The following is a 23,607-nucleotide window of genomic DNA, read 5'->3' as shown; positions in this document are numbered from 1 at the left end:
AGGTTCTCGTTGACCGATCTCACCGCCTTCATCGCCGGACTGCCCAAGGCGGAGCTGCATGTCCACCACGTCGGTTCGGCGTCCCCGCGCATCGTGGCCGAGCTAGCGGCACGCCACCCGGACTCCAAGGTGCCCACCGATCCGGAGGCGCTGGCCGACTACTTCGTCTTCCGTGACTTCGCGCACTTCATCGACGTCTATCTCTCCGTGGTGGATCTGATCCGCGACGCCGAGGACGTGCGGCTGCTCACCTACGAGATCGCCCGCGACATGGCCCGGCAGAACATCCGCTACGCCGAGCTGACCGTCACCCCCTACAGCTCGACCCGGCGCGGCATTCCGGACGCCGCGTTCACCGAGGCGATCGAGGACGCCCGCAAGGCGGCCGAGGCCGAGTTCGGCACCGTACTGCGCTGGTGCTTCGACATCCCCGGCGAGGCCGGGCTGCAGTCCGCCGAGGAGACCGCCCGCATCGCCTGCGACCTGCGCCCCGAGGGGCTGGTCTCGTTCGGCCTCGGCGGGCCCGAGATCGGCGTGCCGCGCCCGCAGTTCAAGCCGTACTTCGACCGCGCCATCGCCGCCGGGCTGCACAGCGTTCCGCACGCGGGCGAGACCACCGGACCGCAGACCATCTGGGACGCCCTCACCGAGCTGCGCGCCGAGCGGATCGGCCATGGCACCACCGCCGTCCAGGACCCGAAGCTGCTGGCCCATCTCGCGGAGCACCGCATTCCGCTGGAGGTCTGCCCGACCTCCAACATCGCCACCCGCGCGGTCGCCACCCTCGACGAGCACCCCATCAAGCAGCTGGTCGAGGCCGGGGTGTTCGTCACCATCAACAGCGACGACCCGCCGATGTTCGGCACCGACCTCAACACCGAGTACGCGGTCGCCGCCCGGCTGCTCGGCCTGGACGCGGCGGGTGTGGCGGCGCTCGCGAAGAACGCCGTCGAGGCGTCGTTCCTGGACGCGCCGGGCAAGGCACGGCTGGCCGCGGAGATCGACGCCTACACGTCGGTCATGACCCGATGACGGTGGCGGGCGCGGCCTTCATACCGGTCGGCCACCGCGGCGACCCGTACACCCACCGCGAGAACACCCTCGCGTCGCTCGGCTCGGCGGTGCGCGCCGGGGCGGGCGCGGTGGAGATCGACGTCCGGCTGACCCGGGACGGCGTCCCGGTCCTGCTGCACGACGCCACCCTCAAACGGCTCTGGGGGCACGACCGGCCGCTGTCCGCGCTGACCGCCGAGGAGGTGCGGCAGCTGTCCGGCGGGGGCATACCCACGCTGCGCGACGCGCTCACGGCGACCGGCCCGGCCCGGCTGCTGATCGACCTGCCCCACGCGTCGGCGGCCCTGGCGGCCGTCGCCGAGGTGCGCGAGGCCGGGGCCGCCGACCGGGTGTACTACTGCGGCGAGCTGTCCGCGCTACGCCGGGTGCGCCGCGCGGAACCCGGCGCTGAGATCTCCCTGACCTGGACCACCCTCGCGCCGCCCCGGCCCACCCTGCTGGCCGATCTGCGCCCCCGCTGGCTCAACTACCGCTTCGGCCTGGTCTCCCCCGGCCTGGTCGAACGCGCCCACGCGGACGGCCTGCTGGTCTCCGCCTGGACCGCCGACACCCGCCGCTCGATGGCGCGGCTGCTGCGCGCGGGTGCCGACGCGATCACCACGAACCGCATCGGCACCCTCTGCGCCCTGCTCAGCCGCCGCTGATCCCGAAAAGGATCAACCCAGCGACGTCATCACGTGCTTGATGCGGGTGTAGTCCTCGAAGCCGTACGCCGACAGGTCCTTGCCGTAACCGGACTTCTTGAATCCGCCGTGCGGCATCTCGGCGACCAGCGGGATATGGGTGTTGATCCAGACGCAGCCGAAGTCCAGCGCCTTGGACATCCGCATCGCGCGGCCGTGGTCCTTGGTCCACACCGATGAGGCGAGCGCGTACTCCACGCCGTTGGCGTACCGCACCGCCTGGGCCTCGTCGGAGAACGACTGGACGGTGATGACCGGCCCGAAGACCTCGTGCTGGACGATCTCGTCGTCCTGCTGGAGCCCGGAGACCACGGTGGGCGCGTAGAAGAAGCCCTTCTCGCCGACCCGGTGGCCGCCCGCCTCGACCTTGGCGTGCGCGGGCAGCCGCTCGATGAAGCCGCTGACCTGGGCCAGCTGGTTGGCGCTGTTGAGCGGGCCGAACAGCACGTCCTCGTCGTCCGGGGCCCCGGTCTTGGTGTCCGCCGCGGCCTTGGCCAGGGCGGTCACGAACTCGTCGTGGATCGACTCGTGGACGAGCACGCGGGTGGCCGCCGTACAGTCCTGGCCCGCGTTGAAGAAGCCCGCGACCGAGATGTCCTCGACGGCCTTGGCGATGTCGCTGTCCTCGAAGACCACGACCGGCGCCTTGCCGCCCAGCTCCAGGTGGACCCGCTTGAGGTCCTTCGACGCGCTCTCCGCGACCTGCATACCGGCCCGCACCGAGCCGGTGATGGACGCCATGGCGGGCACGTCGTGCTCGACCATCAGCCGCCCGGTGTCCCGGTCGCCGCAGATGACGTTGAAAACGCCCTGCGGATGGCCCAGTTCCGCCAGCACCCCGCCGATGATCTCGGCGAAGAGCACGGTGGAGGCCGGGGTGGTGTCGGAGGGCTTGATGACGACCGTGTTGCCCGCCGCCAGCGCCGGCGCGAACTTCCACACGGCCATCATCATCGGGTAGTTCCACGGCGCGACCTGCGCGCACACCCCGACCGGCTCGCGCCGGATGATCGAGGTCAACCCTTCCATGTACTCACCGGCCGAGCGGCCCTCCAGCATCCGTGCCGCGCCCGCGAAGAACCGGATCTGGTCGATCATCGGCGGGATCTCCTCGTCCCGCGTGAGCCCGATCGGCTTGCCGGTGTTCTCCGACTCGACCGCGATCAGCTCTTCCGCCCGCGCCTCGAAGGCGTCGGCGATCTTCAGCAGGGCCTTCTGCCGCTCGCCGGGCACCAGGTCGCGCCAGGCCGGGAAGGCGGCCGCGGCCGCGGCCATCGCCGCGTCCACGTCGGCCGCTCCCGACAGCGGCGCCGTGGCGTACACCTCGCCCGTGGCCGGGTTGACCACCTCCGTGGTGCGCCCGTCCGCGGCGTCCCGGAACTCCCCGTCGATGTAGTTGCGCAAACGACGCAGCTCGGTGGTCACGTGCCACCCCTCCTGTCAGCTGTCCGATGGGTGAGACACCCACCCTAGTCTCGGGGACGACGCTTTCAACATACCCGCCACACCAGAACAACGGAATCAGTGAATTAAACCCACCGCGACAACGAAATTCATTGATCGAGGGTTGCCAGACAGTCGAGGCTCGTGCACAGTGAGGGTCGTGGCCACACCTGATAAGAACGGCACGCAGTCGCTCGACTCCGTATCCCTGGCGATCATCGAGCAGCTCCAGGAGGACGGGCGCCGCCCCTACGCCGCCATCGGCAAGGCCGTCGGACTGTCCGAGGCGGCGGTGCGGCAGCGCGTGCAGAAGCTGCTCGACCAGGGCGTGATGCAGATCGTCGCCGTCACCGACCCCCTCACCGTGGGGTTCCGGCGCCAGGCGATGGTCGGGATCCACGTCGACGGCGATCTCGACCCGGTCGCGGACGCGCTGACCGCCATGGAAGAGGTCGAGTACGTGGTCGTCACCGCGGGCTCCTTCGATCTCCTCGTCGAGATCGTCTGCGAGGACGACGACCACCTCCTTGAAACGATCAACAAGCGGATCCGGACGCTGTCCGGCGTGCGCTCCACCGAGAGCTTCGTCTACCTCAAGCTCCGTAAGCAGACCTACACCTGGGGAACGAGATAGCCATGAGCGCGGACCTCTCCAAGACGGCGTACGACCACCTGTGGATGCACTTCACCCGCATGTCGTCGTACGAGAACGCCCCCGTGCCGACGATCGTGCGCGGCGAGGGCACGTACATCTACGACGACAAGGGCAAGCGCTACATCGACGGCCTCGCCGGGCTGTTCGTGGTGCAGGCCGGTCACGGGCGCGTCGAACTCGCGGAGACCGCCTACAAGCAGGCGCAGGAGCTGGCCTTCTTCCCGGTGTGGAGCTACGCCCACCCCAAGGCCGTCGAACTGGCCGAGCGGCTGGCCCAGCACGCGCCCGGCGACCTCAACAAGGTCTTCTTCACCACCGGCGGCGGCGAGGCCGTCGAGACCGCCTGGAAGCTGGCCAAGCAGTACTTCAAGCTCACCGGCAAGCCCACCAAGCACAAGGTCATATCCCGGGCGGTCGCCTACCACGGCACCACCCAGGGCGCCCTGTCGATCACCGGCGTCCCCGGGCTCAAGGCCCCGTTCGAACCGCTGGTCCCCAGCGCCCACAAGGTGCCCAACACCAACATCTACCGGGCGCCCATCCACGGCGACGACCCGGAGGCGTTCGGCCGCTGGTGCGCCGACCAGATCGAGCAGCAGATCCTCTTCGAGGGCCCGGACACCGTCGCCGCCGTCTTCCTGGAGCCGGTACAGAACGCGGGCGGCTGCTTTCCGCCGCCGCCCGGGTACTTCCAGCGGGTGCGCGAGATCTGCGACGAGTACGACGTGCTGCTCGTCTCGGACGAGGTCATCTGCGCGTTCGGGCGGCTGGGCACGATGTTCGCGTGCGACAAGTTCGGCTACGTCCCGGACATGATCGCCTGCGCGAAAGGCATGACCTCCGGCTACTCCCCGATCGGCGCGTGCCTCGTCTCCGACCGGCTCGCCGAGCCCTTCTACCGGGGCGGCAACACCTTCCTCCACGGCTACACCTTCGGCGGCCACCCCGTCTCGGCCGCCGTGGCCCTCACCAACCTCGACATCTTCGAGCGCGAGGGGCTGAACCAGCATGTGCTGGACACGGAGGGCACGTTCCGGTCCACCCTGGAGCGGCTGCACGACCTGCCGATCGTCGGCGACGTCCGGGGGAACGGCTTCTTCTACGGCATCGAGCTGGTGAAGGACAAGGCCACGAAGGAGTCGTTCAGCGCGGACGAGACCGAACGCGTCCTCTACGACTTCCTCTCCAAGGCGCTGTACGACAACGGCCTCTACTGCCGCGCCGACGACCGAGGCGACCCGGTCATCCAGCTGGCCCCGCCGCTGATCGCGGACCAGGCGCTGTTCGACGAGATCGAGCAGGTGCTCAGGGCCGTGCTCACGGAGGCGTGGACGAAGCTCTGACCGGCGGCGGGGTGGCACTTCCCCACCCCGCCCCTCCCCGAACCCAGGGGCTCCGCCCCTGGACCCCACACCCGGTGCGCTGCCGCGCGCGGCACCCGCAGCGCGAACGAGGTACGCGGCCCAGGCCACAGCCGGGACGCGGCGCCGTCGGCGCGAACGGGGTACGCGGCCCACGCTCCGGCCAGCGGTGGCACCCCTCCGGCAACAAGGCCGAGGCCGAACGCCGAGTTCGTCCTCCACCTCGCCCGGCGCGGTCGGCGGGGCGCCGTCGTCATCCGCGAGCGACCCCGGCGCCCTGCCAGCCGGGCCCCGGCCGCCGGTCCGCCAGCGGCGCGGTCCCAACCCCCGGACGGGTCCGCCCCTTCCCCAGCCGGAGGCTCCGCGGCCGGGGCGCCACCGCCTGCGGGCGGCACCGCCTGCGGGCGGCACGCGGCGGACCGGCGTCCGCACGCGGGAGACGGCGAACCGGCGCCAGGACGACGCGGCCTCACTGCCACTTGAGGGCGAACCACAGTTCCATCCGTACGTCCGCGTCGCTCAGGTCCGCCTCCAGCAGGGCCGCCGCGCGGGCTATGCGCTGGCGGACCGTGTTGCGGTGGATGTCCAGTGCCACCGCCGTACGGTCCCAACTGCCGTGCAGCGACAGCCACATCCGCAGCGTCTCGCGCAGCGCCGGGGCCCCGTCCAGCGGGGCCAGCCGAGTGCGGCCCAGGGCCTGGGCCTCGGCCGGGTCGACCAGCGAGGCGACGCCGCCCGGCTCCGGGGCGTGCCGTACCACCGGCAGCCGCTCCGCGACCGCGCGGCGCAGCGCGCGGGCCGCGTCGGTGCCGCCGTGCGCCAGCCCGTCGGCGGGCACCGGTGCCCCGGTGCCCAGGGTCCAGCCGGGCTGGGCACGGACCTCCACGGCGCCGGGCACCAGGGCGCACAGGTCGTCCCCGTCCAGGTCGATCAGCGGCGTACCGAGCCCGGCGGCGAGGGCCGCCACGGCCAGCAGCCCGTCGTCTCCGCCCCCGCCTCGACCGCGGCGGCGCCCGCGTACCACGGTCCACAGGTCCGCGCCGGTCAACAGCCCGGCGACATCGGCGGGTTCGGCGCCCAGCATCAGCCGTACCAGCGCCGTGCGTTCGGCACCGGCGTCGGCCGTCGCGCGCCCGGTGAGCAGCGCGAGCAGCACCATGGCCACCCCCACCGTGCCCTCGGTCGCGTCGCGCCGGGGCGCGCACACCCCCAGGGCGAGCGGCCGTTCGGGTCCGCCCAGGCCGTACGCGCTCAGGGACGCGCCGTCCGCCGTGCCCGAGGCCGAGACCGGGCCCGCGCGCAGCCGGGCGGCCAGCGAGGCGAGCGCGGTACGCACCTCCGGGGACGGCCGGGCCCCCGCCGCTGCCAGCTCCGCGCCGTCCGGCCCGTACAGCACGGCCCATCCGCCCAGGTGCCGCGCCAGTTGGCGCAGTACGGCCGGGACCGGGTGGGGCCGCGCGGCGGCGGCCGCGAGCGACTGCTGCACCTCGGTGAGCCGCCGCAGCTCCTGGTGGCGGCGCTCGGCCATGGCGTCCCATACGGCGCTCGCGACGGCCGTGAAGGTCGTCTCCCGTGGCACCTCCACCAGCGGCAGCCCATGCCGGTCGCACGCCTCGGCCAGCGCTCGCGGCACCTCCTCGTGCACCGGCGCGATGCCGAACCCGAGCGCGGTGGCGCCCGCCTCGACCGTACGGGCCACATAGCGGTCCCAGTACGCGTCGGTCGCCTCCGGACCGTGCACCCCGGCGCTGAGCAGCAGTTCACCGCCCAGCAGATACGGAACGGGGTCCTCCATCTCGCTCGTGTGCACCAGGTACACCGGCGCCTCCCCGCGCGGCCCGGCGACCTGCCGCAGCCCCAGGCCGGGGTGGTCCAGCAGGACGGCGAGGGGCACGGGCACTGTCGGCGGCATGGCCGTTTCCTCCATCCCGGGAACCACGAGTGGAGGAAACGTACACTTCCCGGCCTCCTCGGCGACACCCTAGGGTCTCGGTCACCGTCCCCCCGCTGAGGAGCCCACCATGAGCGCTGCCGACTACACGGTGATCGTCGTCTATCTCGCGGGCATGCTCGCGCTGGGCTGGTGGGGGATGCGCCGCACCACGTCCACCAGCGACTTCCTGGTCGCGGGCCGCCGCCTCGGCCCCGCCATGTACTCCGGGACGATGGCCGCGATCGTCCTCGGCGGCGCCTCCACCATCGGCGGCGTCGGCCTCGGCTATCAGTACGGGCTCTCGGGCGCCTGGATGGTCCTCACCATCGGCCTCGGCCTGCTCGCGCTGTCCGTCTTCTTCTCCGCGCGCATCGCCCGCCTCAAGGTCTATACGGTCAGCCAGATGCTGGACCTGCGCTACGGCGGGTTCTCCGGGCTGATCTCGGGCATCGTGATGTGGGCGTACACCCTCATGCTCGCGGTCACCTCGACCATCGCGTACGCCACCATCTTCGACGTCATCTTCGGCCTCGACCGGGTCGTGGCGATCGTGCTCGGCGGGGCCATCGTGATCTGTTACTCCACCCTCGGCGGCATGTGGTCGATCACGCTCACCGACATGGTGCAGTTCGTCGTGAAGACCATAGGCGTGCTGCTCCTGCTGCTGCCGATCGCCGTCACCAAGGCGGGCGGCTTCGCCGCGATGAAGGCCGAACTGCCGGACAGCTACTTCACTCCCATGGGCATCGGCGCGCAGACGGTCTTCACCTATGTGCTCATCTACTCCTTCGGCATGCTCATCGGCCAGGACATCTGGCAGCGCGTCTTCACCGCCCGCGACGACAAGGTCGCCCGTCTCGGCGGCACCGCGGCCGGTACGTACTGTCTGGCCTACGCGGTCGCCGGAGCGGTCATCGGTACGGCGGCGAAGGTCCTCTACCCCGATCTCGGCTCCCCCGACGACGCGTTCGCGACCATCGTCAAGGACGCCCTGCCGGTCGGGGTCAAGGGCCTGGTCCTGGCCGCCGCCCTGTCGGCGGTGATGTCGACGTCCTCCGGCGCGCTCATCGCCTGCGCCACGGTCGCGAACAACGACATCTGGGCCCGCCTCCGGGGCCGCCCCGCCGCCGCCTCGCACGACGAGGTCGCGGGCAACCGCCTCTTCATCCTCGTCATGGGCGTCACGGTCGTCGGGATCTCCATCGTGCTGAACGATGTCGTCGAGGCGCTGACCGTCGCCTACAACGTGCTGGTCGGTGGGCTGCTGGTACCGATCCTGGGCGGCCTCCTGTGGAAGCGCGGCACGGGTACGGGAGCGCTGGCCTCGGTGTCCGTGGGCGGTCTGACGGTGATCGGGCTCATGGTCTGGAAGGGCATCCTCGCCAGCGAGCCCATCTACATCGGCCTGCTGGCCTCGCTCGTGGTGTACGTGACGGTGAGCCTGTCCACCAGGCCGACGGACGCGGCGGTCCTGGACGCCTGGCAGCGCCGCCTGTCCGGCGCCCCGTCCCCGGACCCGGACGCGGAACCGGCCCCGGCGAACGTCTAACCCTCACACCCCCCACAGGAAGGGCCACCACCCCATGGGCACCGCACAGGGCGAGCGCCACGGCGGCGATCTCGTCGTCGAATCCCTCACCGCACTCGGCGCGACCACCGTGTTCGGGCTCCCCGGACAGCACGCGCTCGGCGCCTTCGACGCGCTGCGCCGCTCCGGCCTCGACTACATCGGCCTGCGCGTGGAGAACAACGCGGGGTTCGCGGCGGACGCCTTCGCCCGCGTCACCGGCTCCGTCGCCCCGCTGCTGGTGTCCACCGGGCCCGGCGCGCTCATGACCCTCGCCGCGCTGCAGGAGTCGGCCGCGGCGTCCGCGCCGGTGCTGGGGATCGGCAGCCAGGTGCCCACCCCGGGGCTCGGCGGCGGCCGTAAGGGATATCTCCATGAACTGGTCGACCAGAAGGCGTCGTTCCGCGACATCGTCAAGTCCGTCCACCCGGTCCGCACGGCCTCACAGATCCCGTCCGCCATCGCCGCCGCCTGGGCGTCCGCCCTGGAGGCACCGGCGGGCCCGGTGTGGCTGGAGATACCGCAGGACGTCCTGCTCGCCCCCACCTCCGTACCGCCCGTCACCGCGCTGACCGCCACGCCGCGCCCGCTGCCGCCCCGGCCGGAACTGACCGAGCGGGCCGCGCGGCTGCTGGGCGCGGCGGAACGGCCCGTGATCCTCGCCGGGGGCGGCGTCGTCCGCGCGGGGGCGTGCGAGGAACTGCGCGCGCTGGCCGAGCGCCTGGACGCCCCCGTGGCCACCACGTTCGGCGGCAAGGGCGCGTTCCCCTGGGACCATCCCCTCTCCCTCCGGTCCTGGCTGGAGGACCGGCACACCACGGACCTGCTGGAGGACGCGGACGTCCTGCTCGTGGTCGGCTCGGGGCTCGGCGAACTCTCGTCCAACTACCACACGTTCCACCCCCGGGGTCAGCTCGTCCAGATCGAGGCCGACCTCGGCAAGCTGGAATCCAACCACCCGGCCCTCGGCATCCACGCCGATGCTCACCTCGCCCTGACGGCCCTCGCCGCCGCCGTCCCGCCCCGCCCGGAGTCCACCGGCGCCAAGATCGCGGCCGACCTGCTGGCCCGCGTACGGGAGCGGATCGCGGCGCAGGACCTGGACCTGGAGCAGCGGGTCCTGGGCGCCGTACGGGAGGCGCTGCCCGATGACGCGCCCAGCTTCTGGGACATGACGATCCTCGCGTACTGGGCCTGGTCCGCGTTCGACCCGCGCGCGGGCGCGACGCACTCCGCGCAGGGCGCGGGCGGCCTCGGCTACGGGCTGCCCGCCGCGCTGGGGGCAGCCGCCGCGGACCGTACGAAGCCGGTGCTGGCCGTGTCGGGCGACGGCGGGGCGATGTACTCGATCGCCGAACTCGCCACCGCCCGCCAGTACGACCTGCCGGTGACCTGGCTGATCGTGGACGACGGCGGCTACGGGATCCTGCGCGAGTACATGACGGACGCGTTCGGCGAGGCGACCGCCACCGAACTGGCCCGCCCGGACTTCACCGCGCTCGCCGAGTCCTTCGGCGTACCGGCCGTACGGACCGCGCCCGACCGGCTGCGCGCCGACCTGGCGGCGGCGCTGGCCGCCCCGGGCCCCTCGGTCGTCGTCCTCCCCGCCCGCCTGCGCATGTTCGCGCCCACCCACCTCGGAGAGCCGCACCAGGGCTGATCGGAGGAACCCGGCCCGCGCCCGGCCGAGCCTCAGGCGCGGGCCCCGGCGGGAGTCCTTACCGTGCAGTGACCCATTGGCTCCGGCCTCGTTCACCCCGTCGGGGGAACGGGACGATCGCAGGTAAGGCGAGGTGCTCTGGATGGTGGCTCCGCCGGACAACGACGTGCTCCGGGCAGGCACCCTGTCGTACGCCCATGACGGCTCGCCCGCCCTCGCCAGTGTCACCGTCGGCGCCCGCGAGGGCGAGATCCTGGCGGTGACCGGCCCCCGGGGCTGCGGGAAGACCACGCTCCTCAAGTGTCTGTCGGGCCAGTTCCTCCCGGACGACGGCGAGGTGTGGTTCCACGACACCGCCGTGCACTCCCTCACCCCCCTGAGCCGCGAGCGGCTGTGGCGCGACCACTTCGGCTGGATCGACACCGAACCGCAGCTGGTGCCCGAGCTGACCGGCTGGGAGAACGCCGCGCTGCCGCTGATGCTGCGCGGCACCGGGCGGCGCGCCGCGAAAAGCGCGGCGTGCGAATGGCTGGAGCGGCTCGACGTCGCGGAGTGCGCCGGGGCGCGCCCCGGCGCGCTGCTGCAGTCGCAGCGTCAGCGGGTCGCGATCGCGCGGGCGCTGGCCCCCACGCCCAGCGTGCTGTTCGCCGACGAGCCCACCGCGCCGCTGCACCGCGCCGACCGCGCCCAGGTGCTGCGCAGCCTCACCTCGGCGGCGCGGACCCACGGCATCACCGTCGTCCTCGCCACCCAGGACCCGGAGGTGGCCACGCTCGCCGACCGGACCGTGACCCTGCTGGACGGCCGCCTGGTGGACTCGGCGGCGTCCCCCGACGCGGAGGGCATCGCGGCGTGCTCAGCCTCCGCCTGACCCGCGGCTCCCATCCGCTGATCCTGCTGCGCCGGTCGCTGGTGGCCGTCGCGGCGGCGGGCGCGAGCTTTCTGCTGCTGTCCGCCCTGGCGTTCGCGGCGAGCCACCCGGCCGACCCCGACGGGGCGCTGGCGCGGCTGCTGTGGTGCGTCGTCCCGCTGGCCGCGACCGTGCAGCTGGCCATGTCGGTCGCCCGCGCCGACCCCAGCACCCGCCCGGGAGCGGGGTTCGCCGCGGCGGGGCTCGGCCCGGCCCGGCTGGCGCTGCTGGCGGGCGCCGCGACGGCGACGGCCTGCGCGGCCGGGAGCGCGCTGGCCCTGCTGGTCTTCCTCCATCTGCGCGGCGATGTGGGCGGCTCGTGGCTGCTGTGGGCGGGCAGCGGCGCGGCGGGCCGCGCGCTCGGCGGTGAGCGGCCGTTGCCGCTGGTCGGGGCGGTCACGCTGGTGGCCGTCGTCCCGGTGGTGGCGGGCGCGGCGAGCGCGGCGGGGCGGTGGCCCCGGCGGCCGGGGGCCGGGGCGCCGAGGCCGTTCGTCCCCACCCTGGCGACCGGCTCGCCGCACCCGCCACCGCACCGCGCGGCGGCCGCCCTGCCGTGGGGCGTCGCGCTGATCGCGACGGGGCTCGCGCTGGGGGCGTACGCGGGGCGCGGGGCGCATCCGTCCCCCATGCCCCTGTCCGGGCGGTTCGGCGACAGCGCACCCGAGATGGTGGGCGGCTGGGCGCTGACGGTGACCGGTCTTGTCCTGGCCGGACCCGGCCTCGTCCACGGCTGCGGGCGGCTGCTGGCCCTCGGCCGTCCGCGCCCGCTGCGGCTGCTCGCGGGGCGCGTGCTGCAGCAGGAGGCGGGACTGATCGGGCGTCCGGTGGGGGTGCTGTGCACGGTCGCCGCCGGGCTGTACGGAGCGCTGTGGCCGCACGGAGCGGCCCACGGTCGCCCCGGCCCCCATGGGTTCGGTCCGCTCACGGAGCTGGGCGTGGGCCTGGTCCTGATGTGCGCGTTCGCCACGGCGCTCACGGCGGCGCTGGAGGCGCGGAGCGCACGGCGGCGCACCACGGCAGCGCTGCTGCGCCTCGGCGCGTCGGCCCGGTTGCTGCGGGGCGCGGCCGCGCTGCGCGGTGGGGCGCTGCTGCTCCTGCTGGCGCCGGTGGCCTGGGGCGTGGCCCAGCTGACGACGATGCCGTTCGCCCACTCCTGACCCCGCCGACCCTTCCGACCCTGGTCTGACCCCCGCGCCGTCCGGTGTGATTAGCATGACGCCGTGCCCACCAATGACGCTTCGGCGCCCACTGAGACCACCGCACCCGACGTCGAAATAGAATCCCTGGAGGAGTTCGACCAGGTTGTCGCCCGCGGCACCCTGGCCGGATACCGGGTCCAGTCCGTCGATCTGACGGCCCGTACGTCCGCGCTGCTGTCCACCGACACCGACCGGGCGGTGTTCCTCGGCTGCCCGATGGAGCCGGAGGCCGCCGCGCGGATCCGGGCGGCGGGGGCGCTGGTCTTCCCGCCCGTGCCGGACCTGCCGTTCGATCCGTACCGGGGCACCCTCTACACCCCGGCCGAGCTGTTCGAGGGCCTGGACGACGGGGCCGACGGGTACGCGGGCACGCCGGACGCGCTCTCGTACGCCTGGTTCCAGCGGACCAAGGCGGACGGCGACATCTTCGCCTCGATGCTCCGCTCGATCCACGACGACGCGGTCTCCGACGCGCTGGACGAACTCCTCACCGGCTGCCGGGTGGTGGGCGTGATGGGCGGGCACGCGCTGGAGCGCGGCTCCGAGGGGTACGCGGGCGCCGCCCGGCTCGGACAGGCGCTGGCGCGGTCCGGGCTGACCGTCGCGACGGGCGGCGGCCCGGGCGCGATGGAGGCCGCCAACCTGGGCGCGTACACGGCCCCGCTGCCGGACGCGGCGCTCAAGGAGGCGCTCGAACTCCTCGCCCGGACGCCCTCGTTCCGCCCCTCGGTCGGCGCGTGGGCCGGGGCCGCGTTCACGGTGCGGGAGCGGTGGCCGGACGGCGGCGCGTCGGTCGGGATACCGACCTGGTTCTACGGGCACGAGCCGCCGAACGCCTTCGCCTCGCACATCGCCAAGTACTTCGCCAACGCGATCCGCGAGGACGGGCTGCTGGCCCGCTCGAACGCGGGCGTCGTCTTCCTGCCCGGCGCCGCCGGAACCCTTCAGGAGATCTTCGACAACGCCACGCCGAACTACTACGAGTCGCGCGGCGAGCCGACCCCGATGGTGCTCGTGGACCGCGACCACTGGACGCGCCGCCTCCCGGCCTGGCCGCTGCTCGAAGCGCTCGCGGAGGGGCGGTCGATGAAGGCCCGTATCGCGCTGGTGGACTCGGTGGACGAGGCCCCGGACGCGCTGGCCGCCCTGACCGGCTGAACGTTTCTACGGCGCGCCGAGCACCACCACGTCCGCCGCGTCGAACGCCACCCCGACCCGCTCCCCCGCCTCCGGAGCGTCCCGCAGCGCGCAGGACGCCTCCAGGCGGGGGCCGTCGGACGGCTGGAGGATGAGCGCCACATGGTCGCCACGGAAGGTACGGGCGGCGACCGTACAGGGCAGCCCGTCCGAGGGGGCGGTGAGCCGCACCCCGGCCGGGCGGACCAGCAGCCGGACCGGGCCCGGCCGGGAGCCCGGCGGCACCGGCAGCTTGCCCCACACCGTGTCGGCGACATCGCCGTGCACGGTCGCCTCCACCACGTTGTCGAAGCCGAGGAAGCGGGCGACGAACTCGTTCGCGGGGTGCTGCCACACCTCCAGCGGGGTGCCGGACTGTGCGATCCGACCGTTCTCCATGACCACGACCCGGTCGGCGAGCGCGAAGGCCTCGCCCTGGTCGTGGGTGACGGCGAGGACCGTGGTGCCCAGCCGGGCGAACAGCTCCCGCAGCTCCATGACCAGCCGCTCCCGCAGCCCTCGGTCGAGCTGGCCCAGCGGCTCGTCCAGCATCAGCAGCCGGGGCCGAGGCGCCAGCGCGCGGGCGAGCGCGACGCGCTGCTGCTCACCGCCGGACAGCGAGTCGATGGGCCGCCGCTGCGCGCCGGGCAGTCCGACCAGCTCCAGCAGTTCGGCGACCCGGCGATCCGCCTCCGCGCGCCCGGTGCCCCGCATCCGCAGCCCGAAGGCGACGTTGCCGCCCACGTCGCGCTGCGGGAAGAGCTGGTGGTCCTGGAACATCAGCCCCACGCCGCGCCGGTGGGTGGGCACACCGCTCTGGTCGCGGTCCGCGAGCCACACCCGGCCGGAGGCGGCGCGCTGGAGCCCGGCGACCACGCGCAGCAGGGTGGACTTGCCGCTGCCGCTGGGGCCCAGCACACAGACCGTCTCGTGCTCGGCGACGGCCAGGTCGACGGCGTCGAGCGCGTCATGGCGGCCGTACCTGACCGTCACCTCGTCCAGTCGCAGCAGCGTCATCGGGCTCCCCCCATGTCAGAACCCGCCATGTCAGAACCCCTCATGTCAGAACTCCCCCGAGCGGTCGGTGCGGACGCGTTCCAGGGCCAGCAGGGAGCACGCGCACACCAGCATCAGGATCGTGCTCAGGGCCATCGCCTGCCCGTAGTTGAGCTGCCCGGCGCGGCCCAGGAAGCGCGCCACGGCCACCGGGAGCGTAGGCAGGTCCGGGCGGGCGATGAACACCGTGGCCCCGAACTCGCCGAGCGATACGGCGAACGCGAATCCCGCCGCGACCGCCAGCGCCCGCCCCACCAGCGGCAGGTCCACCTCGCGCCAGGCGCGCAGCGGGGAGGCGCCGAGCACGGCGGCCGCCTCCCGCAGCCGGTGGTCCACGGCGCGCAGGACGGGCAGCATCGTGCGCACCACGAAGGGCACGCCCACCAGGGCCTGGGCGAGCGGGACGATGACCCAGGAGGCGCGCAGGTCCAGCGGGGGTTCGTCGAGGGCGATGAGGAAGCCGAAGCCGACGGTGACGGCGGAGGTGCCCAGCGGCAGCATCAGCAGCGCGTCGAAGCCTCGGACGAACCGCCCGGCCCCGCGGGTGAGCGCCGCGGCGGCGAGGCCGCCGACGACGAGCGCGAAGAGGGTGGCGACCGCCGCGTACTGGAGGGAGTTCCCGATGGCGTCCACGGGCGCCACGAAGAAGGTGCCGCCGCTGTCGGCGGCGGACTGGAGCGCCCGGTAGTACGTGAACCCGTAGCCGTCCGGCCCGTGCAGCGAGCGCTCCACCAGCACCGCCAGCGGCAGCACGATCAGCAGCGCGACGACGGCCAGCACCCCCGCGAGCAGCCCCCACTGCGCCGCGCCCTGGGGGCGGCGCGCGGTCCGGGCCGCGTCGACGAGCCGCAGGGCGCCCTCCCGGCGCCGTACGGTCCAGGCGTGCAGGGCGAGCACGGCCGCGACCGCCGCGAACTGGACGAGGGTGAGCACCGCGGCCGTCGGCAGGTCGAGCAGCTGCGCGGTCTGCCGGTAGATGGCCACCTCCAGGGTGGCGTAGCGCGGGCCGCCGAGGATCTGGATCACCCCGAAGGAGGTGAACGTGAACAGGAAGACCATCAGCGCGGCGGCGGCCACGGCGGGCCCCAGAGCGGGCAGGGTGACCCGGCGCCAGGCGGCGAGGCGGCTCGCGCCGAGCACCCGGGCGGCCTCCTCCTGGCGCGGATCGAGCTGCGCCCACAGCCCGCCGACGGTGCGGACGACCACCGCGTAGTTGAAGAAGACGTGGGCGAGCAGGATCGCCCAGACGCTGGTGTCCAGCCGTATCCCCCACAGCTCGTCCAGCAGCCCGCCCCGGCCGAGCAGCCCCAGGAACGCCGATCCGGCGACCACGGTCGGCAGCACGAACGGCACGGTCACCACGGCGCGCAGCAGCCCCTTGCCGGGGAAGTCGAAGCGGGCGAAGACATACGCGCCGGGCAGCGCGACCGCCAGCGTCAGCCCCGTCGACGCGGCCGCCTGCCAGCCGGTGAACCACAGGGTGTGCAGGACGGACGGATCGCCCAGCACCTCGGGTATCCGCCCGAGCCGCCAGCGGCCGTCGGCGCGCAGCCCGCGGGTGACGATCGCGGCCACCGGATACGCGAAGAAGACGCCGAAGAAGGCGAGCGGGATGGCCATAAGGGCGAACCGCACGGCGGCATCGCGGACGCTCCTCCCCGCACCCTTCTCGCGAGGCGCTACAGAACGAGCGAGGACCATGCCTTGACCCAGGGCTCACGGTTCTTGGCGATCTTGCGCGGGGGCAGCGTGGCCGGATCGGCGACCTTGGCCCCGTAACGGGTGAAGATCTCCGGCAGCTTCGCGTCCTCGCGCACCGGATTGACGTACATGTTCAGCGGTACGTCCTCCTGGAAGCGCTTGGTCAGCAGGAAGTCCAGCAGCGCCTTGCCCCCCTTGGTGTTGCCCGCGCCCTCAAGCAGCCCGGCGAACTCCGTCTGCCGGAAGCAGGTGCCCTCCGCCACCCCGGTCGGGGCCTTCGCGGGCTTCGACTTCGCGTCGGCCACCTCGGCGGGCGGGCTGGAGGCGTACGAGACGACGAGCGGCTTGTCGCCCTTGGCGCCGCCCGCAGAGCCGGAGAAGCGGTCGTAGTACGCCTGCTCCCAGCCGTCGACCACCTCGACGCCGTTGGCCCGCAGCTTCTTCCAGTAGTCCCGCCAGCCGTCGTCGCCGTAGCGGGCGGCGGTGCCGAGCAGGAAGGCGAGGCCGGGGGACGAGGTGGCGGCGTTCTCGGTGACCAGGAGGTTCTTGTACGCGGGCTTGGTCAGATCGGCGAACGTCTTCGGCGGCGCCAGCTTCTTCTCGGCGAAGTACGCGCGGTCGTAGTTGACGCAGATGTCGCCGTAGTCGACCGGGGTGACGCGGTGCTTCGCCTGGTCGAGCTGGTACGCGGCCGGGACCTGGTCCAGGCCCTTCGCCTCGTACGGGGTGAACAATTCATTGTCCAGCGCGCGGGAGAGGAGGGTGTTGTCGACGCCGAAGAACACATCGCCCTGCGGATGGCCCTTGGACAGGATCGCCTGGTTGACGGCCGCTCCCGCGTCGCCCCCGGCCTGCACCCGCACCTTGTAGCCGGTGGTGCGGGTGAACTCCTTGAGGACCGCCTTGGACGCCGCGAACGAATCGTGCGAGACCAGGGTGACGGTCTTGGAGTCCTTGCCCTCCGCCGCACCTCCGCCGCAGCCGCTGAGGACGCCGGTGCCGAGGGAGCCGACGAGGGCGGCGGTGAGCGCACGCCGAAGATGGCTGTTCATGGTGAGGCTGACTCCCTACGCCGGTATGACCCGGATCAGGTTGGAGGGTCTGCGGCCATACCGCACTCTCAGCGCTGTCGCGCTCCCCTGTCGGAATGTTCAGTTGTCCGTCACTACGGGATGGTTGTACGACGGATGTGCGAAGGCACCGTATCAGCCGGTGGTCAGCGCTCCGTGGCCGCCAGCTGACCGCACGCCCCGTCGATCTCCTGCCCCCGGGTGTCCCGGACGGTCACCGGCACCCCGTGCCGCTCCAGGGCCGCCACGAACGCCTTCTCGTCCTCCGGCCGGGACGCCGTCCACTTGGAGCCGGGCGTCGGGTTGAGCGGGATGAGGTTGACGTGCACCCGGTGGCCCTTGAGCAGCCGGCCGAGCAGATCGCCGCGCCATGCCTGGTCGTTGATGTCCCTGATCAGGGCGTACTCGATGGAGATCCGGCGGCCGGACTTCTCCGCGTACTCCCACGCCGCGTCCAGGACCTCGCGCACCTTCCAGCGGGTGTTGACCGGGACGAGGGTGTCGCGCAGCTCGTCGTCGGGCGCGTGGAGGGACACCGCGAGGCGGCACTTGAAGCCCTCGTCGGCGAACCGCAGCATCGCCGGGACCAGCCCCACGGTCGAGACGGTGATGCCGCGCTGGGACAGCCCGAGGCCGTCCGGCTCGGGGTCGGTGAGCCTGCGGATGGCGCCGATGACCCGGTTGTAGTTGGCCAGCGGCTCGCCCATGCCCATGAAGACGATGTTGGACAGCCGGGCCGGGCCCCCGGGGATCTCGCCGTCGCGCAGCGCCCGCATCCCGTCGACGATCTGGTGCACGATCTCGGCGGTCGACAGGTTGCGGTCCAGACCCGCCTGGCCGGTGGCGCAGAACGGGCAGTTCATGCCGCAGCCCGCCTGGGAGCTGATGCACATGGTGACCCGGTCCGGGTAGCGCATCAGCACGGACTCGACGAGCGTGCCGTCGAAGAGCCGCCACAGGGTCTTGCGGGTGGTGTCGTCGTCACAGCTGATGTGCCGCACCACGCTCATCAGGTCCGGCAGCAGCTCCGTCGCCAGCTTCTCGCGCGCGGCGGCCGGGATGTCGGTCCACTGGGCGGGGTCGTCGGTGTAGCGGGCGAAGTAATGACGCGACACCTGCCCGGCCCGGAAGGGCTTCTCCCCGAGGGCGGCGACGGCCTCGCGGCGCTCGGCGGGGGTGAGGTCGGCGAGATGCCGCGGGGGCTTCTTGGCCCCACGCGGCACGGCGAAAGTGAGTTCTCCGGGCTTAGGCATGGCCGTACCAGTGTCGCAGACACGCGGAAGGCCCCGCGCCACGGGCGGCGCGGGGCCCTGAACAGCCCTGTTCGGTACGGACGGCTCAGCCGCCGCCCACGAAGATCACGAACAGCAGCCACACCACGGGCGCGGTGGGCAGCAGTGAGTCGAGCCGGTCCATGATCCCGCCGTGGCCGGGCAGCAGCTTGCCCATGTCCTTGATGCCGAGGTCCCGCTTGATCATGGACTCGCCGAGGTCCCCCAGGGTCGCGCTGACCGCGACGGCGAGGCCGAGCAGCAGCCCCTGCCACCACACGCCGTCCCTGATGAGGTACTGCATGCACAGCGCCCCCACGACCATCGCGAACGCCACCGCGCCCATCAGCCCCTCGCGGGTCTTGCCGGGGCTGATGCGGGGCGCGAGCGGATGCTTGCCGAAGCGCCAGCCGACCGCGTACGCGCCGGTGTCGCTCACCACCGTCAGCAGCAGGAAGGTCAGCACCCGCTGCGGGCCGTCGTGCTCGGCGGCCAGTATGAGCGCCACGAAGGTGGCGAGGAACGGCACGTAGAAGGCGGCGAACACGCCCGCCGTGACGTCCCTGAGGTAGTTGTCGGGCGGCTCGGTCATCCGCCACACGAGCACGGCGAGCGCCGTGAGCGACACCGCCACCCAGGCGCCCTGCGCCCCGCGCACATAGCCCGCGACGACCATGGCGACACCGCCGACGGCGAGCGGCACCAGGGGGACCCGGATGTCCTTCCGCTCGGCCAGCCGGGAGGTCAGCTCCCACAGCCCGACGACCACGGCGACCGCTATCACGCCGATGAACACGGGCTTGTAGATGAAGAGCGAGGCGACGATGATCGCGCCGAGGCCGACGCCCACCCCTATCGCGGCGCGCAGATCGCGGCCCGCGCTCTTCTTCTTCGTACCCTGACCGCCGCCGCTGCCGGGCGCGCTCCCGGCGGACTCGGGGCCGGGGCCGGGGGGCGTCGACGGCTGCCCGGCGGGCTGCTGCCGGGGGCCGGGCCGAGGCTCACGCTCATCGCGGAACAAGGGGCCGCCCGGCCGGGCGGCCCCCCGGTCACGGCCGGCGGCGTCGCCGGGGTCGCCGCCTGCGTGCGGCACGGTGGGCATGGGGCGAGTCTGCGCCGCTTCGGCCACGTCGTGCGCGGGACCCGCCGAAGCGGGACCTGCCGAAGAAGGGGGCACCTCCCAGCCGTAGCCGGGGGAGGTGCCCTGATCAGTCGGTCCCCAGAGTCCGGCGCGTGGTGGGGCCCCCCAGGAAGAGTCGTTCATCAGACCTCGAGCAGCTCGGCTTCCTTGTGCTTGAGCAGCTCATCCACCTGCGCGACGTACTTCGCGGTGAGGTCGTCGAGCTCCTTCTCGGCACGGCGGCCCTCGTCCTCGCCGACCTCGCCGTCCTTGATCAGCTTGTCGATGGACTCCTTGGCCTTGCGGCGGATGCTGCGGATCGAGATCTTCGCGTCCTCGCCCTTGCCCTTGGCGACCTTGATGAACTCCTTGCGGCGCTGCTCGGTCAGCTCCGGGAACACCACCCGGATGATGTTGCCGTCATTGCTGGGGTTGACCCCGAGGTCCGAGTCCCGGATCGCCTGCTCGATGTTGCGCAGCGCGCTCTTGTCGAACGGAGTGATCACAGCCATGCGCGGCTCGGGCACCGAGAACGACGCGAGCTGGTTGATCGGCGTCAGCGCACCGTAGTAGTCCGCCACGATCTTGTTGAACATCGCCGGGTGCGCACGCCCGGTGCGGATCGCGGCGAAGTCCTCCTTGGCGACCACAACGGCCTTCTCCATCTTCTCCTCGGCCTCGAGGAGGATTTCTTCGATCACCACTTGCTCCTGGTGTTATCCGTAAGCAGAGCCTCGCCCCTGCGTGCGTCTTCTCCTGCACGGTGTCCGACCGGCAGGCCGTTGTCCATCCCCCGAACGAGCCGTCAGGCGCGTACGTCCCGGTCGCTCACGAGCGTGCCGATCTTCTCACCCTTCACCGCGCGGGCGATATTTCCTTCGGCGGTCAGCTCGAAAACCAGGATCGGAAGCTTGTTGTCCCGGCAGAGGGTGATCGCGGTGGCGTCGGCGACCTTGAGGTCCCGGGTGATCACCTCGCCGTACTCCAGAGCGTCGAACTTGACCGCGTCCGGGTTCCGCTTGGGGTCGGAGTCATAGACCCCGTCGACCCCGTTCTTGCCCATGAGCAGCGCCTCGGCGTCGATCTCCAGGGCACGCTGGGCGGCGGTGGTGTCCGTGGAGAAGTACGGCATGCCCATGCCCGCGCCGAAGATCACGACGCGGCCCTTCTCCAGGTGGCGCACCGCGCGCAGCGGGATGTACGGCTCCGCGACCTGGCCCATGGTGATGGCGGTCTGGACGCGGGAGTCGATGCCCTCCTTCTCCAGGAAGTCCTGGAGAGCGAGGCAGTTCATGACGGTGCCGAGCATGCCCATGTAGTCCGAGCGCGCCCGGTCCATGCCGCGCTGCTGCAGCTCGGCCCCGCGGAAGAAGTTGCCGCCGCCGATCACGATGGCGATCTCCGCGCCGTCCCGCACCACGGCGGCGACCTCGCGGGCGATGGCGTGCACGACATCGGGGTCGACCCCGAGTCCCCCGCCCCCGGCGAACGCCTCGCCGGACAGCTTCAGCAGGAAACGGCCGTGTCGTACTGGGCCGTCCGCGTTCTTGTCGGCGGCCTGATTGGCGTCCGCGCCGTGATTCATTGGAGATCTCCTCGTGCACATACGAAGAAGGCCACTGCCGGGTCCTGGTACGACCTCTGCGGCAATGGCCTCCTCGTCACATCTGCGGCCGACCGGTTGACGGTTGGCTGCCTACGACCCTATCGGTGTCGCCGGTGTTTCGCTGCTCGGCTCAGACGCCGACGCGGAAACGGGCGAAACGGGTCAGGGAGACGCCGGCCTCGTCCAGGACCTTCTGGACGCTCTTCTTGTTGTCCTTGGCGAACGCCTGGTCCACCAGGACGTTCTCCTTGAAGAAGCCGGTGACGCGACCCTCGATGATCTTCGGGAGGGCGGCCTCGGGCTTGCCCTCCTCGCGGGCGGTGGCCTCGGCGACGCGACGCTCGTTCTCGACCGTCTCGGCCGCGATCTCGTCACGGCTCAGGAACTTCGGCGCGAAGGCGGCGACGTGCTGCGCGATGTCCTTGGCGACCTCGGCGTTCTCCTTGTCCAGCTCGACCAGGACGCCGACCTGCGGCGGCAGGTCCGGGCTGGTGCGGTGCATGTACGCGGCGACGAAGCCGCCGGAGAACTGCGCGAAACGGTCGAGGACGATCTTCTCACCGAGGGTGGCGTTGGCCTCGTCCACAAACGCCTGGACGGTCTTACCGGCCTCGATCTCGGAGGCGAGCAGGGCCTCCAGGTCGGCCGGGACGGTCTTGGCGACGTGGGCGGCGATGGCGTCGGCGACGGCGATGAACTTGTCGCCCTTGGCCACGAAGTCGGTCTCGCACTTCAGCTCGACCAGCACACCGGAGGTGTTGTCGTCGGCGATGAGGGAGACAACGGCACCGTTCTCGGCGCTGCGGCTCTCGCGCTTGGCCACGCCCTTCTGGCCCTTGACGCGGAGGATCTCGACGGCCTTGTCGACGCTGCCCTCGGCCTCGTCCAGCGCCTTCTTGCAGTCCATCATGCCGGCGCCGGTGAGCTCGCGGAGCTTCTTGACGTCAGCGGCGGTGAAGTTCGCCATGATCTGTGAATCTCTTCTCGAAAGTCGAAAGCTCTACGGGTGAACGACGGGGGCGGTGCCACCGCACCGTCCCCCGCCGTTGTACACCGTCTGCGTAGGTCAGGCCTGCTCGGCGTCCGCGGCCGGGGCCTCGGCGGGCTTCGCGTCCTCGACCGGCTTCGCGTCCTCGGCCGGCGTCTCGGCGACGGCCTCGGCGGGCTTCTCCTCGACGGCCTCGGCCGGCTTGGCCTCGGGCTCGTCGGCCTTCTTCTCACCCTCGAGCAGGTCGCGCTCCCACTCGGCCAGCGGCTCGGCCGCCGCGCCCTTGTCGGCCTTCTCGTCACCGGTGGCGACACCGGAGCGGGCGATGAGGCCCTCGGCGACGGCGTCGGCGATCACGCGGGTGAGCAGCGTGACGGAACGGATCGCGTCGTCGTTGCCCGGGATCTTGTAGTCGACCTCGTCGGGGTCGCAGTTGGTGTCGAGGATCGCGACCACCGGGATGCGGAGCTTGCGCGCCTCACCGACGGCGATGTGCTCCTTCTTGGTGTCCACGATCCAGACGGCGCTCGGCACCTTCTGCATCTCGCGGATACCGCCGAGGGTCTTCTCCAGCTTGGCCTTCTCGCGGGAGAGGACCAGCAGCTCCTTCTTGGTGAGGCCGGAGGCGGCCACATCCTCGAAGTCGATCTGCTCCAGCTCCTTGAGGCGCTGCAGGCGCTTGTAGACAGTCGAGAAGTTGGTCAGCATGCCGCCCAGCCAGCGCTGGTTGACATACGGCATACCGACGCGGGTCGCCTGCTCGGCGATCGCCTCCTGCGCCTGCTTCTTCGTGCCGACGAACATGATGGAGCCGCCGTGGGCGACGGTCTCCTTGACGAACTCGTAGGCGCGGTCGATGTACGACAGCGACTGGAGCAGGTCGATGATGTAGATGCCGTTGCGCTCGGTGAAGATGAAGCGCTTCATCTTCGGGTTCCAGCGGCGGGTCTGGTGCCCGAAGTGGACGCCGCTCTCCAGCAGCTCCCGCATCGTGACGACGGCCATGGCCGTACTCCTTGAGGTACTCGGTTCCACGGCGGCCGGGCGGCCGCCGCTCCTGACGCCCCGGCGCGCCTGCCACGAACGAGGGCCCTGGTAGGGGGCTCGTCCGAGGACCGAGGGGCGCGGCCGCCG

General features: G+C 72.1%; 20 protein-coding genes and 1 riboswitch. Of the genes, 9 read left to right on the top strand and 11 right to left on the bottom strand.

What is annotated here, in order from left to right:
- Positions 1 to 9 precede the first annotated feature (9 nt).
- Entirely contained in the window at positions 10 to 1,032 is a 1,023-nt protein-coding gene (locus tag ACFV9T_RS13390; protein WP_385439459.1) for an adenosine deaminase, read from the top strand.
- On the top strand, positions 1,029 to 1,718 hold the full coding sequence (locus ACFV9T_RS13385; protein WP_385439456.1) for a glycerophosphodiester phosphodiesterase: 690 nt from the start codon (positions 1,029 to 1,031) through the stop codon (positions 1,716 to 1,718). Before ACFV9T_RS13390 ends, ACFV9T_RS13385 begins: the two co-directional genes overlap by 4 nt.
- Positions 1,719 to 1,730: 12 nt before the next feature.
- Here ACFV9T_RS13385 and ACFV9T_RS13380 read toward each other — a convergent pair whose 3' ends face one another.
- Positions 1,731 to 3,182, bottom strand: coding sequence for a gamma-aminobutyraldehyde dehydrogenase (locus ACFV9T_RS13380; RefSeq protein ID WP_385439454.1), 1,452 nt, complete (start codon positions 3,180 to 3,182; stop codon positions 1,731 to 1,733).
- Positions 3,183 to 3,360: 178 nt separating this feature from the next.
- On the opposite strand from ACFV9T_RS13380, the gene ACFV9T_RS13375 reads away from it, so the two are divergent.
- Both ACFV9T_RS13375 and ACFV9T_RS13370 read left to right on the top strand, forming a co-directional pair.
- Entirely contained in the window at positions 3,361 to 3,834 is a 474-nt protein-coding gene (locus tag ACFV9T_RS13375) for an Lrp/AsnC family transcriptional regulator (RefSeq protein WP_385439452.1), read from the top strand.
- 2 nt (positions 3,835 to 3,836) lie between these two features.
- Complete coding sequence (locus ACFV9T_RS13370) at positions 3,837 to 5,198, top strand: aspartate aminotransferase family protein (RefSeq protein WP_385439450.1); 1,362 nt, start codon at positions 3,837 to 3,839, stop codon at positions 5,196 to 5,198.
- Positions 5,199 to 5,685: 487 nt separating this feature from the next.
- On the opposite strand, the gene ACFV9T_RS13365 is transcribed toward ACFV9T_RS13370, so the two are convergent.
- Positions 5,686 to 7,128, bottom strand: a complete 1,443-nt coding sequence (locus ACFV9T_RS13365; RefSeq protein ID WP_385439449.1) for a PucR family transcriptional regulator — start codon at positions 7,126 to 7,128, stop codon at positions 5,686 to 5,688.
- A 109-nt stretch (positions 7,129 to 7,237) separates the two neighbouring features.
- On the opposite strand from ACFV9T_RS13365, the gene ACFV9T_RS13360 reads away from it, so the two are divergent.
- The 5 genes from ACFV9T_RS13360 (at position 7,238) to ACFV9T_RS13340 (ending at position 13,643) form a co-directional block, all read left to right on the top strand.
- Complete coding sequence (locus ACFV9T_RS13360; RefSeq protein WP_385439446.1) at positions 7,238 to 8,698, top strand: sodium:solute symporter; 1,461 nt, start codon at positions 7,238 to 7,240, stop codon at positions 8,696 to 8,698.
- A gap of 34 nt (positions 8,699 to 8,732) precedes the next feature.
- On the top strand, positions 8,733 to 10,376 hold the full coding sequence (locus ACFV9T_RS13355; RefSeq protein ID WP_385439443.1) for a thiamine pyrophosphate-binding protein: 1,644 nt from the start codon (positions 8,733 to 8,735) through the stop codon (positions 10,374 to 10,376).
- 142 nt (positions 10,377 to 10,518) lie between these two features.
- Complete coding sequence (locus tag ACFV9T_RS13350; protein ID WP_385439441.1) at positions 10,519 to 11,247, top strand: ABC transporter ATP-binding protein; 729 nt, start codon at positions 10,519 to 10,521, stop codon at positions 11,245 to 11,247.
- On the top strand, positions 11,229 to 12,443 hold the full coding sequence (locus tag ACFV9T_RS13345) for a hypothetical protein (protein ID WP_385439439.1): 1,215 nt from the start codon (positions 11,229 to 11,231) through the stop codon (positions 12,441 to 12,443). The genes ACFV9T_RS13350 and ACFV9T_RS13345 overlap by 19 nt, the downstream gene beginning before the upstream one ends.
- 63 nt (positions 12,444 to 12,506) lie before the next feature.
- Complete coding sequence (locus tag ACFV9T_RS13340; protein WP_385439437.1) at positions 12,507 to 13,643, top strand: LOG family protein; 1,137 nt, start codon at positions 12,507 to 12,509, stop codon at positions 13,641 to 13,643.
- Between the two features lie 6 nt (positions 13,644 to 13,649).
- Here the strand turns inward: ACFV9T_RS13340 and ACFV9T_RS13335 are convergent, their stop codons facing one another.
- From ACFV9T_RS13335 to rpsB, 9 genes are all read right to left on the bottom strand, one after another.
- Entirely contained in the window at positions 13,650 to 14,678 is a 1,029-nt protein-coding gene (locus ACFV9T_RS13335; protein ID WP_385439434.1) for an ABC transporter ATP-binding protein, read from the bottom strand.
- 45 nt (positions 14,679 to 14,723) lie between these two features.
- Entirely contained in the window at positions 14,724 to 16,337 is a 1,614-nt protein-coding gene (locus ACFV9T_RS13330; protein WP_385439614.1) for an ABC transporter permease, read from the bottom strand.
- A 59-nt stretch (positions 16,338 to 16,396) separates the two neighbouring features.
- Positions 16,397 to 17,470 (bottom strand): thiamine ABC transporter substrate binding subunit, encoded by a 1,074-nt coding sequence (locus tag ACFV9T_RS13325; protein WP_385439432.1) that lies wholly within the window; start codon positions 17,468 to 17,470, stop codon positions 16,397 to 16,399.
- A riboswitch (TPP riboswitch) is annotated at positions 17,466 to 17,569 on the bottom strand. Its footprint overlaps the gene before it by 5 nt.
- A gap of 65 nt (positions 17,570 to 17,634) precedes the next feature.
- Positions 17,635 to 18,741, bottom strand: a complete 1,107-nt coding sequence (rlmN, locus tag ACFV9T_RS13320; protein ID WP_385439429.1) for a 23S rRNA (adenine(2503)-C(2))-methyltransferase RlmN — start codon at positions 18,739 to 18,741, stop codon at positions 17,635 to 17,637.
- Between the two features lie 85 nt (positions 18,742 to 18,826).
- Complete coding sequence (locus ACFV9T_RS13315; protein ID WP_385439427.1) at positions 18,827 to 20,023, bottom strand: phosphatidate cytidylyltransferase; 1,197 nt, start codon at positions 20,021 to 20,023, stop codon at positions 18,827 to 18,829.
- Positions 20,023 to 20,580, bottom strand: coding sequence for a ribosome recycling factor (frr, locus tag ACFV9T_RS13310; RefSeq protein WP_009714720.1), 558 nt, complete (start codon positions 20,578 to 20,580; stop codon positions 20,023 to 20,025). Before frr ends, ACFV9T_RS13315 begins: the two co-directional genes overlap by 1 nt.
- Before the next feature lie 104 nt (positions 20,581 to 20,684).
- Positions 20,685 to 21,464: a UMP kinase gene (pyrH, locus tag ACFV9T_RS13305; protein WP_385439424.1), complete on the bottom strand. Its 780-nt coding sequence runs from the start codon at positions 21,462 to 21,464 to the stop codon at positions 20,685 to 20,687.
- A gap of 151 nt (positions 21,465 to 21,615) precedes the next feature.
- Complete coding sequence (tsf, locus tag ACFV9T_RS13300; protein ID WP_385439422.1) at positions 21,616 to 22,452, bottom strand: translation elongation factor Ts; 837 nt, start codon at positions 22,450 to 22,452, stop codon at positions 21,616 to 21,618.
- A gap of 99 nt (positions 22,453 to 22,551) precedes the next feature.
- On the bottom strand, positions 22,552 to 23,478 hold the full coding sequence (gene rpsB / locus ACFV9T_RS13295; RefSeq protein WP_385439420.1) for a 30S ribosomal protein S2: 927 nt from the start codon (positions 23,476 to 23,478) through the stop codon (positions 22,552 to 22,554).
- Positions 23,479 to 23,607: the final 129 nt, after the last annotated feature.

It is taken from the genome of Streptomyces sp. NPDC059850 (genome assembly GCF_042731515.1).
Classification (GTDB): domain Bacteria; phylum Actinomycetota; class Actinomycetes; order Streptomycetales; family Streptomycetaceae; genus Streptomyces.
Note: the sequence above shows the minus strand (reverse complement) of the source record. Positions and strands in the feature narration are given on the sequence as shown.

What these genes read in the sequence shown, in the direction of transcription:
- ACFV9T_RS13365 (WP_385439449.1), bottom strand. Translation starts at nt 7,128, where the DNA reads ATGCCGCCGACAGTGCCCGTGCCCCTCGCCGTCCTGCTGGACCACCCC.
- ACFV9T_RS13350 (WP_385439441.1), top strand. Translation starts at nt 10,519, where the DNA reads ATGGTGGCTCCGCCGGACAACGACGTGCTCCGGGCAGGCACCCTGTCG.
- ACFV9T_RS13385 (WP_385439456.1), top strand. Translation starts at nt 1,029, where the DNA reads ATGACGGTGGCGGGCGCGGCCTTCATACCGGTCGGCCACCGCGGCGAC.
- rpsB (WP_385439420.1), bottom strand. Translation starts at nt 23,478, where the DNA reads ATGGCCGTCGTCACGATGCGGGAGCTGCTGGAGAGCGGCGTCCACTTC.
- ACFV9T_RS13360 (WP_385439446.1), top strand. Translation starts at nt 7,238, where the DNA reads ATGAGCGCTGCCGACTACACGGTGATCGTCGTCTATCTCGCGGGCATG.
- ACFV9T_RS13355 (WP_385439443.1), top strand. Translation starts at nt 8,733, where the DNA reads ATGGGCACCGCACAGGGCGAGCGCCACGGCGGCGATCTCGTCGTCGAA.
- ACFV9T_RS13335 (WP_385439434.1), bottom strand. Translation starts at nt 14,678, where the DNA reads ATGACGCTGCTGCGACTGGACGAGGTGACGGTCAGGTACGGCCGCCAT.
- rlmN (WP_385439429.1), bottom strand. Translation starts at nt 18,741, where the DNA reads ATGCCTAAGCCCGGAGAACTCACTTTCGCCGTGCCGCGTGGGGCCAAG.
- ACFV9T_RS13325 (WP_385439432.1), bottom strand. Translation starts at nt 17,470, where the DNA reads ATGAACAGCCATCTTCGGCGTGCGCTCACCGCCGCCCTCGTCGGCTCC.
- pyrH (WP_385439424.1), bottom strand. Translation starts at nt 21,464, where the DNA reads ATGAATCACGGCGCGGACGCCAATCAGGCCGCCGACAAGAACGCGGAC.
- ACFV9T_RS13315 (WP_385439427.1), bottom strand. Translation starts at nt 20,023, where the DNA reads ATGAACGACTCTTCCTGGGGGGCCCCACCACGCGCCGGACTCTGGGGA.
- tsf (WP_385439422.1), bottom strand. Translation starts at nt 22,452, where the DNA reads ATGGCGAACTTCACCGCCGCTGACGTCAAGAAGCTCCGCGAGCTCACC.
- ACFV9T_RS13330 (WP_385439614.1), bottom strand. Translation starts at nt 16,337, where the DNA reads ATGGCCATCCCGCTCGCCTTCTTCGGCGTCTTCTTCGCGTATCCGGTG.
- ACFV9T_RS13370 (WP_385439450.1), top strand. Translation starts at nt 3,837, where the DNA reads ATGAGCGCGGACCTCTCCAAGACGGCGTACGACCACCTGTGGATGCAC.